The following is a 26,734-nucleotide window of genomic DNA, read 5'->3' as shown; positions in this document are numbered from 1 at the left end:
CGTGCGATCATCGTTGTCACCTGCCTGAACTGCCATATAAATCCCGCGATGCAATACCGCCGGTTTGGACGCACGAATCTTCAAATGCCCGTCTTCTCCTGCGGGGGAATGCGCTATCAGCAATCGTGGAACGACATCGATCCCAAAACGGTCGAGGAAGCGGGCCAGCGCAATCTCGAGGCGACGATCCTGCGCGCGCTCGAGTTGGGCATCAACCATATCGAGACCGCGCGTGGCTACGGCAGCAGCGAGATGCAGCTCGGCTACATCCTGCCGCGGTTGCCGCGCGACAAGATGATCGTGCAGACGAAAGTCTCGCCGTTCGCCAGCACGCGGGAGTTTCGTGAGACCTTCGAGCAATCGATGCGCTACCTGAAGCTGGAGCACGTCGACCTGCTTTCCCTGCACGGCATCAACAACGCGGAACTGCTCGAGTGGTCGCTGCGTCCGGGGGGCTGTCTCGACGAAGCGCGCCAATTGCAGCGCGATGGCCGCTGCCGTTTCATCGGTTTCAGCACCCACGCCACCACCGATATCATCCTCAAGGCGATCGAAAGCGACGCATTCGATTACGTGAATCTGCACTGGTATTTCGTGAATGATTACAACTGGCCGGCGGTGGAAGCGGCCACGAAGCGCGACATGGGCGTGTTCATCATCAGCCCCACGGACAAAGGTGGCCTGCTGCAATCGCCGCCGCCGAAGCTCGTCGAGTTGTGTCGGCCGCTTTCGCCGATTGCCTTCAACGATCTCTACTGCCTCGCCCGTCCGCAGGTGCACACGCTGAGTGTCGGCGCCGCGCGGCCCTCGGATTTCGACGAGCACGTCCACGCGCTCAAGCATTACGACAAGGCTGCGGAAGTCGTCGCACCCATCGAGGTGCGGCTGCGGGCGGAAATCGAGCGCGTGCATGGCGCCGATTGGGCGGCCGCATGGAGCGCCGGGCTGCCGAATTACGTCGATGTTCCCGGTGAGGTGAACGTGCAGGAAATCGTGCGGCTCTGGCACTTCGCGCAGGCGCTCGACCTCGTGGAATGGGGCAGGATGCGCTACAACCTCATGGGCAACGCCGGTCACTGGTTCCCAGGGGTGAATGCCGCGAAATTCGACCAGGCGCAGATCTTCGCCGCCTGCGGCAAATCGCCCTTCGCCGAGCGCATCCCCGCCATCCTCGCCGAGGCGCACACTCTGTTACACGGCGAACAGCAGAAGCGCTTGAGCCAGAGCGATTGACGGCAGCGGAGTAAAAACAGGTTGTTTATTCTCGTGAGGCGTGGCCGGGAGGGCCGCAAATTGGCGTCTAAGGATGTCTTGTGGTTCCCGGTTTTTTACGTAACGCAGCGGCGTTTTTTCCGACAAGGCAAGTTGTTTGCGATCGTCGGCGAGGGCTTGCGATAACGCTTTTTACTTGTGACCTTCCCATCTTCATCCCCCGTTCCCTCGCCTGCTTCACGGGTCCGCCGTGCGCCGGCCAGAAAATGCGCCTGGCAGCCCGTCCTGAGAGCCACCATTGCATCGCTGGTGCTCACCGCGGCCTTGGGTAAGGCGGCCACCACCGGCACATGGAGCGCCAACGCGTCCGGCCTGTGGTCGAACTCCGCCAACTGGTCGAGCGGAACCATCCCGGGCTCCGCCGCGGGGGACATCGCGAACCTCACTTTCAATATCACGACCAACGTCACGGTGACGCTCGATACATCGCGAACCCTCGGCACGCTGAATATCGGCGATACGACCACGCAATCGAATTCCTACACGCTCGCGTCGGGCAGTGGCAGCACTTTGACTTTCGACAACGGCGTGAGCGCCGCGGCCCTGACGCAAAATAGCACGAGCAACGGCGACACGATCAGCGCCGCCATGCTGCTGAACAGCGCGTTGAACATCAATGACAACAACGCGACGAAATCACTGACCCTGTCCGGTACTATCGGCGCCGGCACCACGGGGACGAAGATCATCACCATCACCGGTTCGGCAGTGGGCGGCGTTGTGATCAGCGGCAGCATCGGCGCGGGCAGTGGTGATGTTTCCATCGTCAAGAATAACGGCAACAACACGCTGACCCTGAGCGGCAACAACACATTCACCGGCGGGGTGACCCTCAACTTGGGAACGCTCGCCCTGAATAACGCCGGGGCCTTGGGCGCTACCGCGAGCGCGTTGACCATTACCGGCGGGACCGTGACGGGCACCGCCACCATCGGCAACGGCAACGCGGAAAACTGGAACGGCGATTTTACTTTTGGCGGTTCGGGCAACTTCGGCACTGGCACCGGTGCGGTGACGATCAATGCCAACCGGAAGGTGACCATTGGCGGCACCGGCACCTACACCGTGGGCGGCGCGATCGGGCAAAGCACGAGCGGGCTGGCCCTGACCGTGGCCAATGGCGCGAGCAATTTCATCACCGGTACGCTGGTCTTGGGTGGTGCGAACACCTACACGGGCGGCACGAATATCACCGGTGGCCTGGTGCAGTTCCTCAACGCCTCCGCTATTCCGGCTTCAGGAAGCATCGTGGTTGGTTCCGGTGGTGCGGTCAGTGTTTCGGGTGTCTACACCACGCTGGCGGGTTGGCTCGGCGAAAGCCACCTCTCGACCACCTCCACGGGGGCACTTGCTCTCATCGCCGACTCGAGCGAAAACTTCGACCCTGGCACACCAGGCTATGGGGCGCTCTCGTTGGGGGCGGGCGTGGGAAAAACGGTGAACTATACCGGCACCATCACTCCAGCGAGTGGGGTCTATCGCGTCGGCGGTGGCGGCGGCGCCCTGAATTTGAACAACACCAACGCCATCACCGGCGGCAATTCGCTCGTCACCGGCAACGGCGGGGGTGGCACGGTCGTGCTCGCGCAGAGCAACGACTACAGCGGCACGACCACGGTGGCATCGGGAATTCTGCAGGTGGGCAACGGTTCGACCACGGGCTCGATCAGCAACACGAGCAGCGTCGTGGCCAACGGCGCACTGGCCTTCAATCACTCCGATACCGTGACCTTCGGCACGGCCGTGAGCGGCACGGGCGGGATTGCGCAAGCAGGCACCGGCGTCCTGATCATCAACGGCACGTCGAATACCTACGCCACCACTTCGATCAACCGCGGCACGCTGCGTCTCGGGGCGACGAACGCGTTGCCGACGGCGAGCGCGCTGAATATCGGCAGCGGCGCCACCGCGGGCACCTTCGATACGAGCACTTTTGACCAGACGGTGGGCAGCGTGAATTTCCTCTCCACCAGCAGCACGGTGACGAACACGGTGACCATTCCCGCCGGGCAGACGCTGACGGTCAACGGGGCCTACACCGTGGGCCTGGCCAATCAATCCGGCATCACCACCAAGGCGATCATGTCAGGGGGCGGAGCGCTGACGGTGAATAATACCGCCGCCAATTTCGAAGTCGGTGTCGCCAATGCGGATCAGAATACGGCAGCGAACTTCGCTTCGCTGGACATCACTGCCCTCAGTGCTCTCAGCGCGAATGTGAATGAATTTGGCGTCGGCTTTGGCTCGCAGATCGGCAGCACCCTCCTGCTCTCCAATACCAGCAACACCATTACGGCGAGCACGCTGCAGATTTCCAATAGCAACGGCAACAACGCGCAGACTTGCGTGATGACGCTCGGCACGGGTACGAACGTCCTCAACATCAACACCATCAATCTCGGCGTTTCCAAGGGCGTCGGGACGTTGAAGTTTGCTTCACAGACCGCTGGCAGCTCGGGCACGGTCGTCATCGGCGGAAAGAGCGGCGGGGCCACTAATTTCGTCCTCGCCAATAGCAATGGCTCGGGCACGGCTGGTAATCTCGTCGGTCTGCTCGATCTGCGCGGTCACAATTCCACCGTCACCGCGGGGACTGTTACCCTGGCCTCGCGCGACACCGGCTCGGGGAGCTGCACGGGTACGATCGATTTCGACACGGGCACCTTCACGGTAAATACCCTTGTGCTTGCGACCAAGACCAGCAGTGGCACGAACGTCGCGAGCGGCACCCTTAATCTCAGCGGCGGCTCTTTCACTGTGAATCCGGGCGGCAGTTTTACGATGGCGACACAATCCGGTACCGGTACGGCAAGTGGCACCCTGAATATTACCGGAGGCGTGTTTATGTCGAATGCGGACATTCTCGACGGGGGCGGTGTGACTGCGGCGGCTGCGGCCTCTACGATCAACCTCAACGGTGGCACGCTCGATCTCACCGGACACAACATTGGCAATGCGACCAATTCCGTCGACACGCTCGCCTTCGGCAGCGGCACGCTGCGGAACGTCGGCCAGATCAATAACGGCGCCGGCCTGACGAAGAGTGCGGGAACTGGCGCGAATACGCTGACCCTGGCGGGCACGAACAACTACACTGGCGCAACGAACGTCACCTCGGGCACGCTGCTGGTTTCGGGCACCCTCACGGGCACGACCAGCGTCGTTGTCGCGAGCGGCGCCACATTGGGTGGCGACGGCACGATCGGCACCACGGGCACGACGGTGAATGTAAATGCGGGTGGCACCCTGGCGCCGGGGACGGGATTGGCACAGTTGAATATCGGCACCGGTGGAACCGGCAACTCGGTGATCTTCGACGGCACCAGCAGCGCCAGTCGTGCAGTATTGAGCATCGAGATCGATGCCAACAGCAGTGCCAGCGACACGTTGGCGATCGATGGCAATCTGGACCTGAGCAGCGGTTTCGACGATTTGACGCTGACGATCCTGAATGGCAGCACGCCCACGGGAATTTACACGATCGCGACCTATACCGGTACGCTGACTGGCACGTTCGACAACGTGAATCTTCCGGCGGGCTATTCGCTCAATTACGGCAGCGGGACGGATAGTGAGATTACTCTCACGAACATTCCTGAACCGGCCAGTTGGGCGGTGCTGCTGAGCGGAGTGCTCGGCCTCGCCGGCCTGCGCCGCCGGCGCCGATAACGGACGGACGCGTTCCAGCGTGTTCCCTAACTCTTTATGGCGATGCCGTGTTCTGAAAGATGGGGAACGCGCCGGAGCGCATCCCTCCGAGGATTGGGAATCGCGCAGGAGCGCGTCCTCCGTGTTTCCCCTCGCAGTATCCGCTTTGACAATCCGGGCTGCCGTGAGAAGTAAGTGAGAGCCCTTTTCTCCGTGAAGACTTTCCCGACCATTCTCTGTGCGGTCTGTGTGTGCGCTTTTGCGCGGATGGACGTCCGAGCGGTGGAAACTCCTGTGCCCTTGGCCACGGCGGTAGACAGCAAGGAGGTGACGGTGGAGGCGAAGGGTAGTGGGCACGACCAGCTTTCCCTGACCCTGCGCAATCCTTCCACTGCCGCAGTCAATATCGCCATTCCCGCGGGACTCATTGCCCAAGGCCGCGACAAGCCCGATCAGGTGATCGTCCTGCGCAAAGCCGAAGCCAGCGTGCCGGCCAAAGGCGCGGTGGATGTTTCCCTGCCAGTAGCGGCGCTCTCCTCGAAATCCAGCGGCGCGTCCCAGGCGTTTGCCCTGACGACCACGACCGAGCCGCGCCTCAAGCCGCTCCTCGAGTACCTCGCCAGCCAACCGGATGCGCCTCGCAGCACCGTGCAGGTCGCCGTGCTCTGCCTGCTCGAGAACCTGAACTACGCCCAATGGATGCAGTACCTTTCGGCGGCTCCCAGCAGTCCGCCGGCGACCGGCCCGCATCCCACACCGGCAGAGATCACCGAGGCGGTTGACGTTCTTGGTTTGCTTCGCCGACTCGCTCCGCAGCAAACCTTCGCCATCGCCAATGACTCGGAGTTGAAGCTCCGCGCGTTGCGCAATCCCTGGTGCCGGGTGAAGGCGATGCAGGTCTACGGTCTCGACTTGGGCGACGGAGCGGTGCCGCCGGATCTGGGCCAGCTTCTGCATACCAAACCGGGCGACAATTGCCCCATCTGCCGGCAGCGGGCCCTCATGGAGAAGGCCGCGGGCAATCTTTGAGCGGTCGACGCCCCGTTGTGGCGTCCTTCGCCCCCCTGTGAAATATGCGCGCATCGCCCATCGAGGCCGTCCGCCGTCGCTTCCCGGCCAGATCCCTTCACGCGCGCTTTACGCTCGGAGGGGTAATCGCTACAGACTCGCACTCCATGTTCCTCCTCCGAACTCTCCGTGCCGTTGCTGTCCTCGGATCGGTCTGGCTAATCTCGCTCCCGGTCTGTCGCGCGCAGGGCGAAGGCAAGCCGATCTTTAACGGGCACGATCTCGCCAACTGGGATGGCGACAAGCGTTTCTGGGCCGTGGCCGATGGCGCCATCCGGGGCGAAACCTCGCTCGCCTCCATGCCCTCGACCAATACCTTCCTCATCTGGCGCGGGAGCGTGCTGAAGGACTTCGAGTTGAGGCTCAAGGTGCGGCTGCGCAACGGCAACTCAGGCATCCAGTATCGCAGTCACGATCTCGGCAAGTGGAACGTCTCCGGCTACCAGATGGAACTGGACAATGGCGCCGGCAAATCCGGTTTTCTCTACGAAGAGCGCGGTCGCAAATTCCTCGCTCTCGTGGGCGAAAAGGTGGAGATCGACCCGCAGCAGAAGCCGACCGTGCTCGGCCTGCTCGCCGAGAAACGTGACCTGGTCGCCGCCCGGTATTACAAACCACAGGATTGGAACGAGTATCGCATCGTCGCCCGCGGCAATCACCTGCAGCATTTCATCAATGGCGTGCAGACCGTGGACGTGGTTGACAACGATGCCAAAGGGCGGAGCCTCGAAGGCATCCTCGCCCTGCAAATCCACGTCGGGCCGCCCATGCTCGTGGAATTCAAAGACATTTTTTTGAAAAATCTGTAACCAACAAAGTCATTCCCATGATCACACGTCGTCACGCCTTGAAAAATCTCGCGCTCGCCACCGGTTCGGTGGCACTGGCGCCTGTCCTTGTCCACGCCCAGGCGCCCGCGGCGGCTCCGGCCGCGCCAGCGATGGAGGGCGTCTTCAAGCTTCCGCCGCTCGGCTACGACTATAATGCGCTGGAGCCCTACATCGACGCAGACACAATGAAGATCCACCACGACAAGCACCACGCTGCTTATGTGAGCAAGTTGAACGTGGCCATCGCCGGCGCGCCCGGGCTGGAGAAGAAGTCGATCGAAGAAATCCTCTCGAACCTCGACGCTGTGCCCGAGGCCGTGCGCACCGAGATCCGCAATCAGGGCGGGGGGCACGCCAACCACTCGCTTTTCTGGCAGATCCTGAAGAAAAACGAGAACGGCAAGCCCTCTGGCGACCTGGCCAAGGCGATCGACGTCAATTTCGGCAGCTTCGACAAGTTCCAGGATGCCTTTAACGCCGCGGCGGCGAAGGTATTCGGCAGCGGCTGGGCCTGGCTGGTCTGGAAGGACAAAAAGCTGGGCGTCGAGTCCTCGGCCAATCAGGACAGCCCTCTCTCCTCGGGCGGGGTGCCTCTGATGGGGATCGATGTCTGGGAGCACGCCTACTACCTGAAATACCAGAATCGCCGCCCGGACTACATCAAGGCCTTCCAAAATGTCATCAATTGGGACTTCGTGGCCGACCGCTATAGCAAGGTTTCCAAGGCGTAGCGTCCGACACCCCGCGAAGAAACCGTTGCACCATTCTCCCGGCGCTGCCTAAACTTGCGCGCATGGTTCAAGCCACCGCGGTCTCGACCGCCAGTGCCGACACATCCGATTTGAAAGCCAGGTTTCTGACGGCTTTCCGCTGGATGCTGCTCGCGCGTGTCGTAGAGGAAAAATTGGCCGCTCTGTACCGGGGCGGTAAAATCACCGGCGGTGTCTTCCTGGGCAAAGGGCAGGAAGCGCTGAGCGTGGCTACCGCCATGGCCCTGCGCAAGGGCGACGTCTTCGCGCCGCTCATCCGCGACCAGGCCGGACGTCTTGCTTTTGGAGAAACGCTGCTCGATTGCACCCGCACCTACATGGGTTCGCGTCTTGGGCCGATGCGCGGGCGCGATGGCAATGTGCACCGCGGTCGTCCCAAGGAGGGTCTCATGGCGATGATCAGTCACCTCGGTGCGATGTTGCCGGTGGTGGCCGGGACACTGCTGGCCCGGCGCTTCCGTGGCGTCGAGGGCACCGTTGGGGCAGTGAACCTGGGCGATGGCGCGACTTCGACCGGAGCCTTTCACGAAGGCCTGAACCTGGCGGCGGTGGAAAAGCTTCCGCTGGTCCTCGTCGTGGCGAATAATCAATACGCCTACTCCACGCCCACCTCGCGCCAGTTTGCCTGCGAGGATCTGGTGGACAAGGCAGTCGGCTACGGTGTCGCCGGCCACAGTGTGGATGGCACCAATCTCGAAGCCTGCCTCGACGTTCTCGATCGCGCTGTTACCGCGGCCCGGACCGGTGGGGGACCGCAACTGGTCATCGCATCGCTCCTGCGTCTCGTCGGGCACGGAGAGCACGATGACGCTGGCTACGTGGATCCGGCTTTGCGCAAGTCACCGCTCGGCGCGGATTGCCTGGAACTCGCGGAGCAGCGACTGCTCCACGAGAATTGGACCACCAGCAGCGCCCTGCACGAAATGCAGCAGGATGCGCAGCGCCAGGTCGAGGAGGCCGTGGCCACTACTTTACGCGAGCCTTTGCCCGATCCGGACACCGAGGATTGGTGCCCGCTGGCCACCCGCCATCTCTGCGAGGGCGGCTATTCGCCGACATGATCACTTATCTCGAAGCCATTCGTGAAGCCCAGGCCAAGGCTTTGGCCGACGATCCCCGCGTCTACATTTACGGCCAGGACGTCGGGCAATTCGGTGGCGCGTTCAAAGCGACCAAGGGGCTGGCCAAGGAATACCCCGGCCGCGTGCTCGATGCGCCGATCAGCGAGGACGCCATCATTGGCTCCGCCATCGGCGCGGCCATCGAAGGCATGCGTCCGATCATCGAGATGCAGTTCGCGGATTTCTCGACGGTCGGTTTCAACCAGATCGTCAACCAGGCAGCCACGCTCCATTGGCGCACGCAGATTCCGTGTCCCATCACCATCCGCCTGCCCAGCGGCGGCACCGCGGGAGCGGGGCCGTTCCACTCGCAGAGCATGGAAGCGCTCTACGCGCACTATCCCGGTCTCGTGGTGATGACGCCGGCGACGGTGGAAGATGCCTACTCGATGCTCCTCGAAGCCGTGGCCATCGATGACCCGGTCATCTTCTGCGAGCACAAGTACCTCTACTATCACCTCAAGGCGGAGAAGCTGCCGACGGAAGCCGTGCCGACGGGCAAGGCGCGCATCGCCCGCCAGGGCCGCGACGCGACCATCGTCACGTATTCGGCGATGCTTCACGAGTCGCTGGCCTGCGCCGAGGAACTGGCCAGCGAAGGCTGGGAGATCGAGGTCATCGATCTGCGGACGATCAAGCCGCTGGATACCGATACCGTTCTCGCCAGCGTCGCCCGCACGGGGCGTCTGCTCGCTGTCGGCGAAGCGTGGCCGTGGGGCGGGGTGACCGCCGAGGTCATCGCTCGCGTCGCCACCGAGGGATTCGCCTTGCTCGACGCCCCGCCCATGCGGCTCAACGCCAAGGACACGCCCGTCCCGTTTCATCCGAATTTGTGGGGCACGCACCGGCCCACGGCGAAGACGATCGCTGTGGCGTTGCGGCGCCTGCTTTCCGCATAATCATTCCTTTTCTTCATGTTTCCAGGAATTGCTCGCGTTCCCATCATCATGCCACAGCTTGGCGAAAGCATCGCCGAAGCGACCGTGGTGCGTTTGCCTTTCTCCGTCGGCGATCAAGTCGTGGGCGATGCGGAGATCATCGAGGTCGAAACCAACAAAGCGACCATGGGTGTGACCGCGCCGTGCTCCGGCCGCGTGGCGGAATTGCTCGTCGAATTGCAAGGTAGCTATCCCGTGGGCGCAACGCTCGGCTGGCTCGAAGTGAGTGAAGATGAAGCCGCGCGTCTTGGGCTGGACGTCGCCGTTCCCGCTCCCTCGGATCACGCCACGGGATCCACGCCCGCGTCATCCACCCCGGCCACGCAATATGCGAAGGCGACCGTGGAACCCACGGTGCGCGGTCTACCGGTTCCCGCGCATGCCGCTGGGGCCGGCTATCTCTCGCCGCGGCTCAAGGCGCGCATGAACGAGCTCGGCATGCACGCCGCCGATCTCGCGGGCATTCCCGGCAGCGGCGCCGCCGGTCGCGTGACCATCGAGGATTTCGAGAAGTTCATCGCCAAGCTGGATGATCATCAACTGAGCCAGGCCTCCACGATGCGCGTCGCCGTGGCCGATGCCATGCGCCGTTCCTGGACCCGTCCGCTGGCGACCGTCGGCATGTCGGTCCCGATCGAAGAACTCCTCGCTCATCGCAAGGCGGCCAATCCCAAGCCCGGCCCCGCCCTCTACGCCCTGCGTGCCCTGGCCATCGCCCTCGGCGAAAACAGCGCGCCCGCCGGCCGTCTCATCGGTGACAAGATCGTCCACCCGAAAGCCATCGACGTCGGCTTCGCCGTGGAAGCTGAGGATGGCGTGCTCGTCCCCGTCCTGCGTGGCGCCGACCACACGCCGCTCGCGCAAATGGTCACCCGCTACAACGAATTGGTGGACCTCGCCCGCCAGCGTCGCCTGCCCCCGAATGCCCAGGGCGGCAGCATCGCCACCGTCACGAATTTCGGCACCTTCGGCCTCGAGTGGGCCACGCCCATCCCGCTCCCCGAGCAAACGCTCGTGCTCGGTATGGGCGCCGGCCGCGTCTGCCCGCATTGGGACAAGGAAAAGGGTCAGTTCCTGCCCGTGACTGAGGCCCATTTCACACTCAGCTTCGACCACCGTGTGCTCGATGGCGGGGGTGCCGGGCGGCTCCTCCAGCGGATCGCCGCGCTCCTCCAGGAGCCGGAGAAGCTGTAAGGGGCGGTTTCTGGTTTGCCCCCACGGCACCGCGGGCGTCTCGCTTCGCTCGGCTCTGGTTCCTCGTTGCTGGTTTCCGCTGCGAGAACGAATCTCGCTGTAGAGAACCAGAAGCCAGAAACTTTAAACCAGAAACTGAAACCGAAAAATTTTCCACCACGCCGTTGACATCCCCCCTCGTTGGCCTTAAAAACACCGCCCCGCTCGAACGGGGCAACACGCTTTTTCCCATGTCCACGACTGAAATCATCCTTACTGAAAAGATCGCGAATCTCGGCGCCGAAGCCGATGTCGTGAAGGTCAAGCGCGGCTACGCCCGCAATTTTCTGGTTCCCCGCGGCCTCGCTCTCGAGGTGACGCCGGCGACCCTCAAGCGCCTGAACCTCCTCAAGGCCAAACGCGCCGAGCGCGAAGCCAAGGAGCTCAACGAATCCGAGGAAGTCGCCCGCCGCATCAACAAGCTCAAGATCACCCTCGAACTCGAGACCGGTGAGCAGGGCAAGGCTTTCGGTTCCATCACCGCCGCGGACATTGCGGAGCGCCTCAAGAAGGAACTCGGCGGCAGCTTCGAGATCGATCGTCACAAGATCCACCTCGACAAGGCCATCAAGGACACCGGCGAGCACGAAGTTTCCATCAAGCTGCACCACGACGTCACTGCCAAGCTGAACGTGGTCGTCAAGGCCAAGGGCGGCGACGAAGCCAAGGCCGAAGAGACCGAGGACAAGAAGGCCGAGAAGGGCTTCAAGGCCAAGCCGAAAGCCAAGCACACCAAGTAAGCCGCCATGGCATCCGAGGCTTCCAGCAAGTCTGCGAAGCCCTCAAAGAAGGGCGCGGACTCTGGGGATTTCCGCCAAAACGAGAGTTATCGTCAAGATACTCACAGGTTATTCCCACAGTCGGCTATAGCGGAGAAGGGGGTCATCTCCTCCTTCCTGCTTTCCCCGCGAGAGATTGGTGCGCTCTGCGGTGAGCAAAAGATTACCAAGGAGCACTTTCACCTCCCAGCGCATGCGTCTATTTACGCATGTTTACTGGAGATGTGGGATAAGGGAAAGCCCATCGATCTGATCACGGTCACGCAGCTTTTGCAGGACCAAAAGCAGCTCGATCAGTCCGGCGGAGCGGCTTATGTTTCGGAGTTATTCACCTATCTTCCGACGGCCGCCAACGCGGAGCACTACATCGAGATTCTCGTTGAGAAGCACACTCTCCGGGAAATTATCAAGGTGTGCACGGAATACGCGGCGCGTTGCTACGATGAGCAGGATGTGGTTGCGACGTTGTTGGATTCTGTAGAACAGGGTATTTTCAAGATTTCGCAGTCCCGCTATCAGGCGAAGTCGATGAGCATGAAGGATCAGGTCATGCAGGCGATCCACTCGATCGAGGAACTGTATGACCGTCGTGGGGCGATTACCGGTCTTCCTACCGGGTTCGCCGAGCTCGACAAGATGACCGACGGCTTGCATGGAGCGGAAATGATCGTCATCGCAGCCCGTCCCTCCATGGGTAAGACCGCGCTGGCGATGAACATCGCCGAGCACATCGCGCTCGAGGCCAAGCATGCGGTTGCCGTTTTCTCGCTGGAAATGAGCACCTCGCAGCTCGTCCAGCGTCTTCTGTGTTCCCGCGCCCGGGTGAATCTCGGCAGCATCCGTAACGGCTTCCTTTCCGAGCGCGATTTCCCCGCCCTCACCAGCGCGGCAGCCAAGCTGGCCGAGAGCAAGATCTTCATCGACGACACCCCGGGTCTCTCCATTCTGGAACTCCGCGCCAAGGCGCGCCGCCTGAAGTCCCAACACGATATCCGGGCCATCTTCATCGACTACCTCCAGCTCTTGCGCAGCACCTCCCGGCGCGCCCAGGACAATCGTCAGCTCGAAATCGCGGAAATCTCCTCGGGCATCAAGAGCCTCGCCAAGGAGCTGAACATCCCGATCGTCGTCCTCGCCCAGCTCAACCGTAATCCGGAATCGCGCAGTGGTGAAAGCAAGGGGCGTCCTCGCCTGAGCGACCTTCGTGAATCCGGCAGTATCGAGCAGGATGCCGACGTCGTCGGCTTGCTCGTGCGTGAGGAATACTACGCGGAGAACGAAGAGGACAAAAAGGAGTCCGAGGGCAAAGCCACGCTCATCATTGCCAAACAGCGTAGTGGCCCGGTCGGCGACTGCCCCCTGACGTTCCTCAAGGAATTCACCCGCTTCGAAAATCGCGCCCGCGAGGCGGATGGCGAGGAAGATTAATTCACCTGGAGTTCGACGGCTCAGTACGAGGGCGGTCCCAAAATGTCTTCGGACCATTCTCCCTCGATCTCGCTGATGGGCACGGGCAGGACATGCGTGGGTGGGATGGCGTAAAGACGTCCATCCTCGCGAAAAACCTCCAGCGAAACCGGATTGTCCGTCGGCGTCTCCCGGAACCAAAAGCGGCCCACATCGGAAGGCTTTCTTGTCGACCAGAAAACAGAACGTCCCATGGCTACCGGCGATTCGAGCGACGCTGGTGAATCACCGCATCCCAGCGCTTTTGCTTTTCGGTCTGCCGTGCAGTGGAGAAGCGCGGCAACGCCTTGTTGAGAAGCATGTAGACCTTGCTGCCGCCGAAAAACTCCAGGGACTCGTTCGCCAGCGAAGCCAGCTCCACGCACAAGTTCCGTAGCGGGCCGTCGGACAGCTTACCCACCCGAGACTCCAGTAGCGGAGCAGAGGCGGCGAATTTTGTGGTGATGGAGGCCCGTCCCCCAGTGGCACCCTCGGGATAGACGCACTGCGTCAGGAAGTGGATCAGTGGTGAGTCCGCGAAGCCTTCGGAACCAATAGAGCAGGCGTCCTCCAATTCGCGGATGAGCGCGAGCAATTCATCCGCTTCGATATTTGCCACTTTTGTTTCCAAGAGTCGGCCCATGGGATGAAGGCTATCTGAAATTCCCGGAAAACGACAAGATTCCGATAAAACCGAGAGGCTGCTTGCGCTCGCTATTTGCCAGCCGGCGCCGATTCCGGTTTCAGGTGCTTGAAGAGGAACGTCCACATCGCCTGGGGATCGGAGCCATCGTCTTTGGTTTGCAGCACGTTCTCCACGCCGAGGGCATCGAGTTTTTCCTTTAGCATGCGGCCGAATTCGGCGTGGTGAATGGAGACGTTTACCGAGGTCTGCGGCGGCAGGGGAGTGCCGCCGAGCGGTGAGGCATATTGCATGAACGTCGGCGGAGCATCCTTCGTCACGAGGTTCAGCGGACTGGCGTCGGCGATGAGCTTCTGTTTCTCGGGGGTATCGAGTTCCGCGATGCTCTTCACATTGAAAAACGGCAGGAGCGCCGGGTGGATGCTGGGCGGTCCGCCGACGCGCTGGAGGATGAGTTTGGGATCGAATGTCGTCGGCCCGATCTGCGGAAGAATGCAGGTGACGTGCGTGGAGAAACGTTCCACCGGATCGGCTGAATCCGGTTTGGCCAGATCCTCCCGGTAGGCGATCCACATCGAGATGACGGCGCCGGCCGATGCGCCCGTGAGCGCGACCCGATTCGGGTCGATATGCCATTCCTCCGCCTTGCTGCGGACGAATTGCACCACTCTCGCGGAGTCCAGCATCGGCGCGGGATAAGGAGCCGCGTCGGGAGTGCCGGTGGTGAAGCGATAATCCGCCGCCACCAGTGAGATCCCGGCGCGCAGGAACGGCGTGGGATTGGCGCTCTTCTTGTCTCCGCCGATCCAGCCGCCGCCGTGAAAATAGATGAGCACCGGCGCCGGGTTCTTCGTGTCGGCGCGGAAGAAATCGAGCACGTCGCGGTCGTATTTGCCGTAACGCACATCGGCGAGCGTCGGATGGTAATTGGTCGGCTCGGCGTTGATTGCACGCAGGGCCAGCAAGGCGCTGAACGACAGCGCCACCAAAATGCGGGGGAATGGAATGTTCATGAGGAGGGAGGGGCGAAATTCAGAATACGATGTCGTGATGGAGCGCTACTTCCACGCATCCCGCCACATGTCGGGATACCAACGGCCTTCGTCCATCTCGATGAGATCGAAATCGGTGAGGACGGTGCCGTTGTTGGGCAGGCCGTAATGCCGGATCATTTCTGGAATGAAAGCGTCGCTCTCGTCGTCGTGCCAGCCGCGCTTGCTCATGAAGCTGTTGTAGATGAGCACTTGCTCGTCCGTGAGTCGGCGGCCGCGGGCGAAGCACCACTCGAGCACTTCCTCGTCGCTCTTGCCGGCGAGCACCTGGAGTTTCACGTCCTCGTAGTTCACTTCGACATAGCGGCAGGTGCGCCCGTCGAAGCCTTTCCCCAGCATGTCGAAATAGTCTTCGGGAAGTTTGCCCGCCGCATGCAGCCGGATTTTCGAGCACATCCGCGCGAAGTAAAAAATCCCGCGCGTCTTTTCAAAACAGCCTTTGATGCCTTCGATTTTCATTTAGGGGGAAATTGGAGAGGAAAGATAGGGCCGATCCAAACTAACACGCGAGCTTTTCGCGCGAGCGTGATAACCCAAACGCCGGAGGGACGCGCTCCTGCGCGTTCCCACATCCGATCGGGAAAATGGAAGCGCGGAGACGCGCAGGAGCGCATCCCTCCGGCTCTTACTTCTCCTCCGCGTAAATGCGCGTGAGCACGGCCTCGGCGAGACCCTGGGCTGGCGCGCGCGGTGGGTATTCGCGCTGGAGGCGTTCGAGGCGTTCGCGGTATTCGCCCGCGATGTCCGGCCGGGCGCGCGCTTCTCGCTCCACGGTGCTGAGCAGGAGCAGGCGCATCGTTACATTGTCGGTCTCGCGCAGGCAGAGGTCGAGCAGACCATCGATGATGCTGCGCTCGGCATAAAGAAAGGGCTTGGTGTCCGGTGCATGCGCCGAGCAAAAAATGGCGAGAGCTTGTTCGAGACAAGCGATGTAGGCAGGCAACCGGGCGATGGTCGGCGCAAAGAGCGATTCGGTCGACGATTGCAGAGTCACTTGCGCCATCGCCTGCAGTTCACGCAGCGTCCGCTTGAGGATGGTGTTGATCGCGCTGGCCGCATCCTTGGGATCGACCACCTGCACCCACTCGGCGACGACTTTTTCATCGATCGTCCGCACGATGCTCAGCTTCGCCTGCCACGGTTCCTCTTTGGCGAGGACGTGCAGGAAGACAGCGTAGTCAGGCTTTCGGTCGAGCGACGCGAGCACGTCCAGGGTGTAAGGAGTGCCGGTCAGGACGAATCCGCCGCTCTTCAACCACGGCACCAGCACGGTCGTGCCCGCCGTGGTTTTGATGTGGACGCGCTCGGCGAGGAACATCGGCAAGCCGCGCGTGAAACGCCCGAGGGGGTCGGTGGGTTGCGCCACCGCCTTATCGTCGTGACCCGTCGGCGGCACTTCCACGCTGCCGCAGAGAAACGCTACCTTGATCGCGTCCGCGGCCTTGGCCGTGAGAATCTTCGCAAAGGAAGGATTGGAGTGCGCCCAGATCGGGCCATCGAGAGCCAGGAGTTGCAGTTCGAATTTCCGGCCGTCCTCGACGGGCCCGTAGCCTTTCTCCTGCTTGTCGATTTCGGCTTCCCAAAAGACCAACTGCTCGCGCCAGTCCGGCCGTTGCTGGGCGTAGAGTTGCTCGACGATCCGCCGCGCATTGGGCGTTTCTTTGAGATCGACGTAGGCCTTGATGAGGTTGTTGCCGACTGGCAAGCCGTGCTCCTTCGCGTCGAAGAGCGGCGCGCAGATTTCGGTCAGCTCTTTCAGGAGCCCATGAGTTCCGAGGTCGCTGCTGATCTGCACGAGCGCATCGCTGGGCACGGGCTTCATCCGGCCGAGCGCTTCCTGGTAGAGGGTGAGCGCCTTGGCCGTCTCCTTCGACTGCAAGGCCTCGCGGGCCAGCCACAATTGCGGGCGCCAGCTTCCTGCCTGCGCAGCCGCGCGGTGCAAGGCGTCGAGTTCGGCCGGCTTGCCGCCGCGCTCGCGATGCATCGCGGCATACCAGAGCAGGCCGTTGTCCTGGTTGGGATCGACCTCCAGCGCGCGCCACAGCGCCCGCTCCGCGCGATCCTGTTCACCGCGGCCGGAATACGCCTTGGCGAGATTGGTCAAAAGCGAACCATCTTCGCCGTGCTGTTGCAGTGCGTCCTTGAGGACTTTCTCCGCTTCGTCGAATTGCTTGAGCTGAAGCAAGGTTACGCCGAGCAATTCGGCGCCCCGCTTCGGCTGTGGGTCGATGCGCTGCAATTGCCGCGCGCCTTCCAGCGTCTCGGGGGCGAACCCATCGCGCAGGCTGGCCACGATGAGACCGGCGAGCAGGTCAGGGTTGTCCCAAGCCTTCTTGAAATTACCCGGCAGAATCTTGCGCCACTCCTCGCGCGGCACTTCCACGAGCCGGCCATAGCTGTCCCAAGCCTTGACGGTCGCGGAGCCGGCGGAGGGAGTGCGCGCCGGTGCGGGTGGCGACGACGGTGACGGCGACGGCGACAGCGACGGAGGCAGCTCCGCTTCCTTTTTCCGGAAGAGCTTGTCGAAAAAACCCATGGCTAATGAGGTTCAGTGTTCACGGCGCCGTCGTGGGGACGGGATTCGTTTAGCCTGCCGTCCAGGGAAGTGTCCATCAAATCGAAATCTGAGGTGAGGATTTTACCGGGCGGGACGAAGCCTTCGGTCGACTTTTTTGACATTTTAGATTTGGTAGGTATTCTCACACCCTTCGTGCCGAGGAAAGGCTTCTATATTGGCATCCCGTTCGTGGTGCTTGCGTTCGTTGCCGGGTGGTTTCTGCGTCATCGCCAGCACCAGCCTGCCGCGCCGGAGCGCCATATCCATGTCGGGGGAGCGATTGGTGCGGCGGTGCCGGAGGCGACCCGCCAGTTCATCTCCGCGCGCTGCATCGACTGCCACGATGGCGACACGCACAAAGGCGGTTTGAATTTCGAGGCTTTGACCGCGCAACTCGACGACGCGCCGACCGAAGCGAAGTGGATTCGAGTATTCGATCGAGTGCAACGCGGCGAGATGCCGCCGAAGAAGGAACCACGTCCACCCGATTCCGAGCGGGCCGTGTTCATGGAATCCTTGGGAGGCTTTCTCACCCAGCACGATGCCGCCCGCCACGCCGGAACCGGCCGGGTCGTCTGGCGCCGATTGAATCGGGGGGAATACGAAAACACGGTCCACGACCTTTTGGCCATCGATACCCCTCTCGCGGATTTGTTACCGGAGGACGGTTCGGCGCATGGATTTGACAACGTGTCCGAGGGATTGCGTCTCTCTGCATCGGAGATCGAGGCCTACCTCACGGCGGCGGACACGGCGTTGAACGACGCCATCAATCTCCAGCCGCGTCCCGTGGCGATCAAAGAGCACGTGGAGTTTCTCGAACTGCCGCGGGTCAAAGAAGTGCTGGCGACTCCGCACGGCACATCCCGGCCAAATGGTTCGAAGACCATCCAGTTCTTCCGCGCCTTGCCGGATGCGTTGGTGATGTTCATCAACCAGGCCAACAAAACCATGCCGTTCAGCAGCCGGGCCTCGGCGACCGGACTGTATCGCGTGCGGCTTTCGGCTTTTGCGTTTCAAAATCAGGGCGGCCCGACGGTGACGGCGAAATTGGTCGCGAGTGATCTCAATGAATACCGGCTGGTCGCGGCGTTCGATCTACCCACGGGGCAGCCCCGTGTCGCCGAGACCACCATCCGGTTGAATAAAAGCGAACTGCTCATTCTCACTGCGGCGGGGTGCGGTGTGGCCACGGATGGGACGGAGATTGCGACCGTCGGCGGGGAGCATTTCACGGGCTCCGGCCTGGCGGCACAATGGGCGGAAATGGAAGGCCCGTTGCTCGAGACCTGGCCGCCGGTCAGCGTGCAGCGCGTCTTCGGTGACCTGCCCGTCACTCCCCGGACGGATGGCGGCTATGCGGTGATGGCCGGGAACGCCGTCGCGAAAGTCGACGAACTCGTGGCCCGTTTCGCCCAACGCGCTTTTCGCCGGCCGGCCAGCGCTGAGGATCTGGCGTCTTATTCGCGGCTGGCGCATGAGGTCCTGGAGAAAGGGGGAAGCCTGGAGAAGGCCTTGCGCCGTTCTTACAAGGCGATCCTGGCGTCGCCGGAATTTCTGTTTCTACGCGAGACTCCCGGCAAGCTGGACGATTACGCCCTGGCTTCGCGACTCTCGTATTTTTTCTGGAGCTCCATGCCGGATGAAGAATTGCTGCGGCTGGCCGCCCAAGGCGTACTCCACGAGCCTGCCACGCTCCAGGCCCAGACGGAGCGGCTCTTGAACAGCCCCAAGGCGCAGGCGTTCACGAAAAACTTCTGCGGCCAATGGCTCAGCCTGCGCGCCATCAATGCCACGACGCCGGACAAATTGCTCTACCCGGAATTCGACGATCTCCTGCAAGCCGCGATGGTCAACGAAACGGAACATTTCTTTACGGAGATGGTGCGGGGAGATCTCACCGTGGCCACCTTCATCGATTCGGACTTCGCCATGCTGAATCGGCGGCTCGCTGAGCACTACGGTATCGCTGGGGTGGCCGGAGAAGAGTTTCGCAAGGTCTCGCTGCCCGCCGGCAGTCATCGCGGAGGAGTGCTCACCCAGGCGAGCATCTTGAAGGTCACCGCCAACGGCACGCTCAGTTCGCCGGTGTTGCGTGGCGCTTGGGTCATGGAACACTTGCTGGGCCGCCGGCCCCAACCGCCCCCGGCGGATGCCGGCACCATCGAACCGGACACTCGCGGGTCGACGACCATTCGCGAGCAACTGGCGAAACATCGCCGCTCGGAGACCTGCGCCGGTTGCCATAAATATATGGACCCATTTGGCTTCGCGCTGGAGAGCTACGACGTCATCGGCGGCTGGCGTGAGGAGTATCGCAAGCGGAAAGGGAAGGCGGTGCTGGATCCTTTCACTCACCACAAGCTCAAGTACGGCTTGGGCCTGCCCGTCGATTCCAGTGGCGAACTCGCGGACGGACGCACCTTTGGCAATATCGAACAACTCAAGCGTTTGCTGCTCGACCAGCAGGAGATCGTCGCCCGCGCTTTCGCGAACAATCTCGTCGCTTACGCTACTGGAGCGGCGGTGACCTTTTCCGATCGCCCACAGGTGGAGGAAATTCTCGCCCAAAGCCAATCGCGTTCCTATCCGGTGCGCAGCATGATATACGCGATTGTCCAAAGCCCGCTTTTCCAGACGAAATAAACCCGCCCGGCCGACCCCATGAACTCCCGAATCCCGCTGTCTGTTTCCCGGCGCGCTTTTCTTCGCGCGGGTGGTGTGGCCCTCGCCTTGCCTTTTCTCGATGCCATGCTGCCGCGGGCTTGGAGCGCCGCGACCGCCCCTCAGCCGCGCCGCATGGTCTGCATCTGCACGGTGTTGGGCATGCATGGACCGGATTTTTTCCCCCACGGGGATTGGGCGCGACTATCAGGAATCCCGCCATCTCTCGTTTCTCAAGGACGTGCGCAACGACTTCACGGTTTTCAGCGGATTTGCGCATCCCGACAATGAATCGGCCCACCACATCGGTGAGTACTCCTTCCTCACCGCGGCGCCACACCCGGAGTTGCCGGGCTTCCGCAATACGATCTCCCTCGACCAGTTTGTCGCCAAAAAGATCGGCACCGCCACCCGGTTCTCTTCCCTCGAGCTCGCCTCCTCCGCCGGCCACGTGCGCAGCCTCGCGGTCAACTACAGCGGGGTGAACCTGCCGGCGGAAGACAAGCCTTCCCGCGTTTTTGCCCGACTCTTCCTGGAGGGGACGCCCGAGGAAGTGCAGGAGGAAGAGAGCCGTCTGGCCGAGGGGCGCAGTGTGCTCGATGCGGTCAGCGAACAGGCGCGGCGCCTGGGCAGCCGGCTCAGTGCCGGCGACCGCGACAAGATCGATGAATACTTCACCAGCGTGCGCGAGGTGGAGCAGCGGTTGCAGGCCATGCAGGCCTGGTCGCACAAGCCCAAGCCGAAAGTCGACGCCCTGCCTCCCCAAGACATCGCGGATCGCGCTGACATGATCGGCCGGATGGATGCCTTGTTCAACCTGCTGCCGCTGGCCCTCGCCACGGACAGCACGCGCGTCATCACGCTGCTCATCGGTGAGTGCGGGGTTCCGCCGATTGACGGCGTATCCATGGGGGATCACGAGCTTTCGCATCACGGTCAGGAACCGGAGAAAATCGCCCAGCTACGGCTGATCGAGGAGGCCAAAGCAAAATCCATCGCCGGCTTGCTGAAGAAACTGAAGGCGACTCAGGAGGGCGGCGTCTCTTTGCTGGACAATACCGCGGTGCTTTTTGGCAGCAATCTCGGCAACGCCAGCAACCACAGCACGACCAATCTCCCCATTCTCCTCGCCGGTGGCGGATTCAAGCACGGCCAGCACCTGGTGGTAGCGCCGCAGGGCGACAAGCATCCCCTCCCGTTGAGCAATCTTTTCGTCGCCATGTTGCAAGGCATGGGGATCGAGGTGGACAAGTTTGGCAGCAGCACCGGGACGGTGGCGGGTCTGGAGACGGTGTAGGCTCAAAGTGCCCGCCCGCCAGCCCTTACGCGCTTTCGTATATTGCGCCACCCTCTGACGGGCCGCATCATGCGCCCTCACTTTAGCCCCCCCTTATACCGCAGCAAATCCGCCATGTTTAAATTCACCGGCAAAGGCTCCATTGTGAACTGCGACGGCGTTACCCGCCGCGACTTCCTCCATGCGGGCACCCTCAGTGCCATCGGGCTGTCGCTCCCGCTGTTCAATTCTCTCAAGGCCATGGGCGCCGTGGACAAAGGCAAGGATGAGCGGGCCTGCATCATGATCTTCAATCTCGGGGCGCCCAGCCAGATGGACACTTGGGACCCGAAGCCGGATGCGCCGCGCGAAATCCGCGGGCCGTTCAAGGTCATCAAGACGAACAACCCGGATATCCAGATCACGGAAATTTTTCCCATGACTGCGAAGCTGGCGGACAAGTTCTCGCTGGTCCGCAGCGTCTATCACACGGCCGCGGCGGTGCACGATACCGGGCACCAGATGATGCAGACCGGGCGGCTCTTCACCGGGGGCGTCAATACGCCGCACGCGGGCTGTGCGCTGGAATTTCTGAAAGGCCGGCGCAGTGAACTGCCGGCGCATGTCATCCTGCCCGAGCCGATGGGCCCCACGGGTGGCAACCTCCCGCACGGTCAGGACGCTGGTTTCCTCGGCAAGAATTACGATCCCTTCGTGCTCAATGCCGATCCGTCGGCCAAGGATTTCAAGGTGCCGGATTTGTTGCCGCCGAAGGAGATCACCGAAGTCCGCCTGGAGCGGCGCAAGGAACTCCGCACGCTAGTCGACGATGCGGTCAAGAATTTCGAGGCCAGCGAATCCGCGAAGCTGATGGATGCGAATTTCACCGATGCCTATCGCCTGATGAGCAGCACGGCGGCCCGCGAGGCTTTTGCCCTCGAGAAGGAACCGGTGAGCGTGCGCGAGCGCTACGGCATGAACCGCTTCGGCCAGTGCTGCCTGCTGGCGCGGCGTCTCGTGGAGCGTGGCGTGCGCTTCGTGACGATCAATACGTTCATCACCGTCTTCAATGAGATCACCTGGGACATCCACGGCTCGAAGCCTTTCACCAGCATCGAAGGCATGCGCGATCAGGTCGCGCCGATGTATGACCAGGCTTATAGCGCGCTCCTCGAGGACCTCGCCCAGCGCGGCATGCTCGACAATACGATGGTCTGCAACCTCGCCGAATTTGGCCGCACGCCGAAGGTGAATCCGGCCGGCGGACGCGATCACTGGCCGGGGGTATGGACCTGCGGCTTCGCCGGTGGCGGTGTAAAGGGTGGCCGTGTGGTCGGCAAGAGCGATGAGATCGGAGCTTATCCGGCCGAGCGCCCCATCGCGCCGGCCAGTATCGTGGCGACGATTTACAAGTCGCTCGGCGTGGATCTGGAGACCGAGCTGCCCGGCCCGCAAGGTCGTCCGTATCCTATCATCGACCGCGGTTTCGACCCGATTAAGGAGCTGTTCTAAGCCATGTTGCGCAGCGGTCTTTTACTTCTCATTACGGCGGCGTCGCTTTCCGCGGCGGAGGCGCCTTCCTTTCGCAATCAAATCCAGCCGATCTTCGCGCGCTACGGTTGTTCCGCGGGTGCGTGTCACGGGCGCGGCGGCCGGGCAGGGGGGCTTCAAACTCTCGTTGCGCGGTTACGATGACGAAGGCGATTACCTCACGATCACCAAGTCGGCCCAGGGGCGCCGGGTGAATCTCGACGACCCGGCGCGCAGCCTGATCCTCCTCAAGCCGACCAAGGCGATTCCGCACAAAGGCGGCGAACGTTTCAAGGCAGGCTCGCCGGAATACCAGATTATCGCCGACTGGCTCGCCGCCGGAGCGCCGGGTCCGCAGGAGAAGGATCCGCGCATCACGGGTATCGAGATCTCGCCGCCGCATACCGTGGGGCAGGCGGGGCAGACCTTGCCGGTCAAGGTCACGGCGGTGTTCAACGACGGCCATCGGGAAGACGTCACGCGCTGGGCGAAATACACCGCGGGCAATAGCTCCGTGGCGACGGTGAACGACGACGGTGCGGTGAAAGTGATCGGGAACGGCGAGGGCACAGTGACCGCGTGGTATCTCAGCAAGCTGGCTGTCGCCACCGTGACGGTGCCCTACACGCAGGCGCCCGTGCCGAGTGCTTTCGCGGATTTCAAGCCGCGCAATTTCATCGACGAGCGCGTGTTGGAAAAACTGCACGAGCTCAATCTGCCGCCATCGGAGCGCTGCACCGATGCGGAATTCATTCGCCGCGCGTATCTCGATACCATCGGCGTGCTGCCCACCGCTGAGGAGACGCGGACCTTCCTCACGGAGACCACGCCGGACAAGCGCGACCATCTGGTGGATGCGCTGCTCGCGCGGACGGAGTATGTCGATTACTGGTCCTACAAGTGGAGCGACCTGTTGCTGGTGAACAGCGACAAGCTGCCCGAGGTGCCGATGTGGACTTACTACCAGTGGATTCGCCGGCAGGTGGAAATGAACACGCCGTGGGATGAATTCGTGCGCAGCCTGCTCACCGCTACGGGCAGCACGGAGCAGAACGGCGCCTGCAATTTCTTCGTCCTGCACGATGAACCGACGAAGCTCGCGGAGACCGTGTCCGTGGCCTTTCTCGGCATGTCGGTCAATTGCGCGAAGTGCCACAATCACCCGATGGAGAAGTGGACGAACGACCAGTATTTCGCGTTCGCCAATCTCTTCTCGCGGGTCCGGCAAAAGAATGGTTCGCAGCCGAATGAGCGGGTGATTTACGCGGACACCACGGGCGACCTGGTGCAGCCGTTGCGGGGCAAACCGCAGCCGCCTACGCCGCTCGATGGCCAGTCGATCTCGCTGACGTCGACGATCGATCGGCGCATCCCGATGGCGAAGTGGCTGACCGCGCCGGAGAATCCGTACTTCGCGCGCTCGATCACCAACCGTGTGTGGAAGAACTTCCTCGGCGTGGGACTCGTGGAGAGCGTGGATGACCTGCGCATGACCAATCCGGCGAGCAACGAGAAGCTGCTCAGCGAAGCCGCGGCTTACCTGGTGAAGAACAACTTCAATCTCAAGGCGCTCATGCGGGAGATCCTCACCAGCGAGACGTACCAGCGGAGCAGCGTCCCGCGTGCGGAGAACAAGGACGATACCCGCTTCTACGCGCGCTATTATCCGAAACGTCTCATGGCTGAGGTGATGCTTGATGCCATTTCGCAGGTGACCGCGGAGCCGACGGATTTCCGTATGGACAAGCGCAATGCCAACAAGGGTGTAGGTCAGTCCTACCCGATGGGGTATCGCGCGCTGCAGTTGCCCGACACGCATACGGTCTCGTATTTCCTCAACAGCTTTGGCCGGCCGAACCGTGTATCCACTTGCGAATGCGAGCGCACCAACGAGCCGAGTATGGCGCAGGCCCTGCACATCGCCAATGGCGACACGCTCAACCAGAAGCTCGAGGCCAAGGACAACCGTGTGGATCAATTGCTGGCCAGTGAAAAGTCGAACGACGCGCTGGTCGATGAGATCTACATGCTCGCGCTCAGCCGGAAGCCCACAGCGCCGGAACGCGCGGGCCTGGACAAAGCCCTCGCCGCAGCGACCACGCCCGCGGAAAAACGTCCCATCGTGGAGGACGTTTTCTGGAGTGTGATGAGCTCGCGCGAGTTCCTGTTCAACCACTGATCGCGAGGGGATCGGATATCTTAGAGAACGCGAAATAGACTGGCGGAAGATTGTTTAGCCCGCGAATCACCCAGATGACACGAATGAAAATACTCCATTCGTGTAATTCGCGGGCGCTTTTTCGCGGTCTCTGAGAAGATGGCCGGCGGCGCAGGAAATTGGTAGAGCGAAGCTTGCTGGCAACGGCGCTGCCGATTATCAACCACCGGCAACCTCGACCTCAAGAAGCCAGAGCCATCATGTATCAACTTCCCAGTCTACCCACGCGCGTCCTGCTCGGCGTGAACCTCGCTTCCCTTGGCGCGCTGCTGCGCTCCGGGCCACGTCGCTTCGGCCGGGCCTGCACCCGGTCCTGGCAGGCGTCGCGGGATACGCCCTCGGATGCACTGGCGCGGATTCCAGAGATCAGCGTTGGGGAGATCGTCGGTGCGCGACGGCCGGTGATCCAGATGCCGGTTACCCAATACGAAAATGGCATGCTGCCGAATCACGAACTGCTCGCGCTGCTCTCCATCCTCGTCGCGGAATCACCGAAAGAGGTGCTCGAGATCGGGACCTACATGGGTCACACCACGCGGCAGATGGCGGAAAACCTGCCCAACGGCGTGGTGCACACCGTGGACTTGCCGGAGGACTTTGCGTCCGAGAGCGACCCGAACCGGACGTTGCCGAAGGATGACTTTCACCTCATTCAGAACCGCACAGTGGGACGGGAATACAAGAATAGCCCGTGCGCCAGTCGCGTGCGGCAGCACCTTGGGGATTCCGCGAGCTGGGATTTTTCGCAAGCGGGGCAGTCGACCTTTTTCTTCATCGATGGCTCGCACACCTACGAGTATTGCAAGAGCGACTCGGAGAAGTGCTTCGCCCTGTGCAATGGGCGCGGCGTCTTCCTCTGGCACGACTGCGACGACGGGCATCCCGGCGTGATGCAATTCGTCAACGAATGGCGGGCCATGGGCCGCGATCTTCGGCGCATTGCCGGGACGGCAATCGCCTACTGGAAGAGCGCGTAGTTGTTGTCTCGACGGTCATAGACCTGGTTTTTACCCACGAGTTGCCGGACGGGTCCGAGTCGTTGCGGTGAAGAGGCAGGCTGTCCCGGAGGGACAAAGGAATTTAGCCGGGGGTAAAGCGAGCTTGCGAGCGACACCCCCGGAACACGCCCCTAACACGCTTGCGCCCCGGAGGCGGCGCCGGAATCCTTCGTCGCGGGAGTTTCCTACGCCCCTTCAGGGCGGCCTCGTGGAGGGACACGAATCCGGTGGCCGCGCCTGTTCGCCTGAAGCTCACAGGCTTGCGCACCGGCTAAGTTCCATTGTCCCTCCGGGACAGTCTGCTGCTTCGCCAACTCAACTCGATCGACGCCAATTGAGATTGGGTAAAATCAGGTCATAGACCGCCGCTGCAGGATCACTCGATCCGCGTGGCCATGACCTGCGCTTGCAGGCACAGATCCGCGGCGAGGAAGGCATGCTCCTGGGTCATGGCATTCTCGGTGCGGTTCAGGCAGTCGAGGATGAGCTGGCCGAAGAACGGGTAGCCCACTTCGCCATGGCAGCGGATGTGATGCTCGCCCTTGCCATCGACGAGATAGAGATGATCGCTCGTCTGCTCGCGCGCCACGTCGACGTATTTGCGCAGCTCGATGTAGCCTTCGGTGCCGAGGATGAAGGCGCGGCCGTCTCCCCCAAGTGCTGAGGCCCGCGGGATTGAGCCAGTCGATGC

Annotated in this window: 20 protein-coding genes and 1 pseudogene; 15 read left to right on the top strand and 6 right to left on the bottom strand. The window is 62.1% G+C overall.

The window, feature by feature from the left end:
* The first annotated feature begins 48 nt into the window (after window positions 1-48).
* From CFE428DRAFT_RS31460 to dnaB, 10 genes are all read left to right on the top strand, one after another.
* A complete protein-coding gene (locus tag CFE428DRAFT_RS31460; protein WP_006983795.1) occupies window positions 49-1,233 on the top strand; it encodes an aldo/keto reductase in 1,185 nt (394 codons plus the stop codon).
* A 288-nt stretch (window positions 1,234-1,521) separates the two neighbouring features.
* Window positions 1,522-4,941, top strand: coding sequence for a beta strand repeat-containing protein (locus tag CFE428DRAFT_RS31455; RefSeq protein ID WP_006983794.1), 3,420 nt, complete (start codon window positions 1,522-1,524; stop codon window positions 4,939-4,941).
* A 192-nt stretch (window positions 4,942-5,133) separates the two neighbouring features.
* Window positions 5,134-5,949 carry a hypothetical protein gene (locus CFE428DRAFT_RS31450; protein WP_131990083.1) on the top strand — a complete coding sequence of 272 codons (816 nt, stop codon included), beginning with the start codon at window positions 5,134-5,136 and terminating at the stop codon, window positions 5,947-5,949.
* A 146-nt stretch (window positions 5,950-6,095) separates the two neighbouring features.
* Window positions 6,096-6,797 carry a 3-keto-disaccharide hydrolase gene (locus CFE428DRAFT_RS31445; RefSeq protein ID WP_006983792.1) on the top strand — a complete coding sequence of 234 codons (702 nt, stop codon included), beginning with the start codon at window positions 6,096-6,098 and terminating at the stop codon, window positions 6,795-6,797.
* Between the two features lie 131 nt (window positions 6,798-6,928).
* Entirely contained in the window at window positions 6,929-7,549 is a 621-nt protein-coding gene (locus CFE428DRAFT_RS31440) for a superoxide dismutase (RefSeq protein ID WP_042726222.1), read from the top strand.
* 62 nt (window positions 7,550-7,611) lie between these two features.
* On the top strand, window positions 7,612-8,649 hold the full coding sequence (locus CFE428DRAFT_RS31435; RefSeq protein WP_006983790.1) for a thiamine pyrophosphate-dependent dehydrogenase E1 component subunit alpha: 1,038 nt from the start codon (window positions 7,612-7,614) through the stop codon (window positions 8,647-8,649).
* Window positions 8,646-9,608 (top strand): alpha-ketoacid dehydrogenase subunit beta, encoded by a 963-nt coding sequence (locus tag CFE428DRAFT_RS31430; protein WP_006983789.1) that lies wholly within the window; start codon window positions 8,646-8,648, stop codon window positions 9,606-9,608. The genes CFE428DRAFT_RS31435 and CFE428DRAFT_RS31430 overlap by 4 nt, the downstream gene beginning before the upstream one ends.
* A gap of 48 nt (window positions 9,609-9,656) precedes the next feature.
* Window positions 9,657-10,841, top strand: a complete 1,185-nt coding sequence (locus tag CFE428DRAFT_RS31425) for a 2-oxo acid dehydrogenase subunit E2 (RefSeq protein ID WP_006983788.1) — start codon at window positions 9,657-9,659, stop codon at window positions 10,839-10,841.
* 230 nt (window positions 10,842-11,071) lie between these two features.
* On the top strand, window positions 11,072-11,620 hold the full coding sequence (gene rplI, locus CFE428DRAFT_RS31420; protein ID WP_006983787.1) for a 50S ribosomal protein L9: 549 nt from the start codon (window positions 11,072-11,074) through the stop codon (window positions 11,618-11,620).
* 6 nt (window positions 11,621-11,626) lie between these two features.
* A complete protein-coding gene (gene dnaB, locus CFE428DRAFT_RS31415) occupies window positions 11,627-13,087 on the top strand; it encodes a replicative DNA helicase (RefSeq protein WP_006983786.1) in 1,461 nt (486 codons plus the stop codon).
* A gap of 20 nt (window positions 13,088-13,107) precedes the next feature.
* Here dnaB and CFE428DRAFT_RS38125 read toward each other — a convergent pair whose 3' ends face one another.
* From CFE428DRAFT_RS38125 to CFE428DRAFT_RS34830, 5 genes are all read right to left on the bottom strand, one after another.
* On the bottom strand, window positions 13,108-13,320 hold the full coding sequence (locus tag CFE428DRAFT_RS38125) for a hypothetical protein (RefSeq protein ID WP_006983785.1): 213 nt from the start codon (window positions 13,318-13,320) through the stop codon (window positions 13,108-13,110).
* Between the two features lie 2 nt (window positions 13,321-13,322).
* Window positions 13,323-13,748 carry a hypothetical protein gene (locus tag CFE428DRAFT_RS31410; RefSeq protein WP_006983784.1) on the bottom strand — a complete coding sequence of 142 codons (426 nt, stop codon included), beginning with the start codon at window positions 13,746-13,748 and terminating at the stop codon, window positions 13,323-13,325.
* Window positions 13,749-13,819: 71 nt separating this feature from the next.
* Window positions 13,820-14,761, bottom strand: a complete 942-nt coding sequence (locus CFE428DRAFT_RS31405) for an alpha/beta hydrolase (protein WP_006983783.1) — start codon at window positions 14,759-14,761, stop codon at window positions 13,820-13,822.
* A gap of 45 nt (window positions 14,762-14,806) precedes the next feature.
* Window positions 14,807-15,259 (bottom strand): DUF5069 domain-containing protein, encoded by a 453-nt coding sequence (locus CFE428DRAFT_RS31400; RefSeq protein ID WP_006983782.1) that lies wholly within the window; start codon window positions 15,257-15,259, stop codon window positions 14,807-14,809.
* Window positions 15,260-15,425: 166 nt separating this feature from the next.
* A complete protein-coding gene (locus CFE428DRAFT_RS34830; RefSeq protein WP_006983781.1) occupies window positions 15,426-17,336 on the bottom strand; it encodes a tetratricopeptide repeat protein in 1,911 nt (636 codons plus the stop codon).
* Between the two features lie 213 nt (window positions 17,337-17,549).
* On the opposite strand from CFE428DRAFT_RS34830, the gene CFE428DRAFT_RS31390 reads away from it, so the two are divergent.
* The 5 genes from CFE428DRAFT_RS31390 to CFE428DRAFT_RS31370 all read left to right on the top strand — a co-directional run bounded on the left by CFE428DRAFT_RS31390 (window position 17,550) and on the right by CFE428DRAFT_RS31370 (window position 26,022).
* Window positions 17,550-20,003 (top strand): DUF1592 domain-containing protein, encoded by a 2,454-nt coding sequence (locus CFE428DRAFT_RS31390; protein ID WP_162145326.1) that lies wholly within the window; start codon window positions 17,550-17,552, stop codon window positions 20,001-20,003.
* Window positions 20,004-20,187: 184 nt separating this feature from the next.
* Window positions 20,188-21,318 carry a DUF1552 domain-containing protein gene (locus tag CFE428DRAFT_RS31385; protein ID WP_006983778.1) on the top strand — a complete coding sequence of 377 codons (1,131 nt, stop codon included), beginning with the start codon at window positions 20,188-20,190 and terminating at the stop codon, window positions 21,316-21,318.
* A 114-nt stretch (window positions 21,319-21,432) separates the two neighbouring features.
* The gene (locus tag CFE428DRAFT_RS31380; RefSeq protein ID WP_006983777.1) at window positions 21,433-22,809 is read left to right on the top strand and encodes a DUF1501 domain-containing protein; all 1,377 of its coding nucleotides are present in this window, start codon (window positions 21,433-21,435) and stop codon (window positions 22,807-22,809) included.
* 118 nt (window positions 22,810-22,927) lie between these two features.
* Entirely contained in the window at window positions 22,928-25,006 is a 2,079-nt protein-coding gene (locus CFE428DRAFT_RS31375) for a DUF1553 domain-containing protein (RefSeq protein WP_006983776.1), read from the top strand.
* Window positions 25,007-25,245: 239 nt separating this feature from the next.
* The gene (locus CFE428DRAFT_RS31370) at window positions 25,246-26,022 is read left to right on the top strand and encodes a class I SAM-dependent methyltransferase (protein ID WP_006983775.1); all 777 of its coding nucleotides are present in this window, start codon (window positions 25,246-25,248) and stop codon (window positions 26,020-26,022) included.
* Between the two features lie 397 nt (window positions 26,023-26,419).
* On the opposite strand, the pseudogene CFE428DRAFT_RS31365 reads toward CFE428DRAFT_RS31370, so the two are convergent.
* A pseudogene (locus CFE428DRAFT_RS31365) lies at window positions 26,420-26,734 on the bottom strand (Gfo/Idh/MocA family protein); the annotation flags it as partial.

This window comes from Chthoniobacter flavus Ellin428 (assembly GCF_000173075.1).
GTDB classification, from domain to species: domain Bacteria; phylum Verrucomicrobiota; class Verrucomicrobiia; order Chthoniobacterales; family Chthoniobacteraceae; genus Chthoniobacter; species Chthoniobacter flavus.
This window is presented reverse-complemented; position numbering and strand designations above follow the sequence as displayed.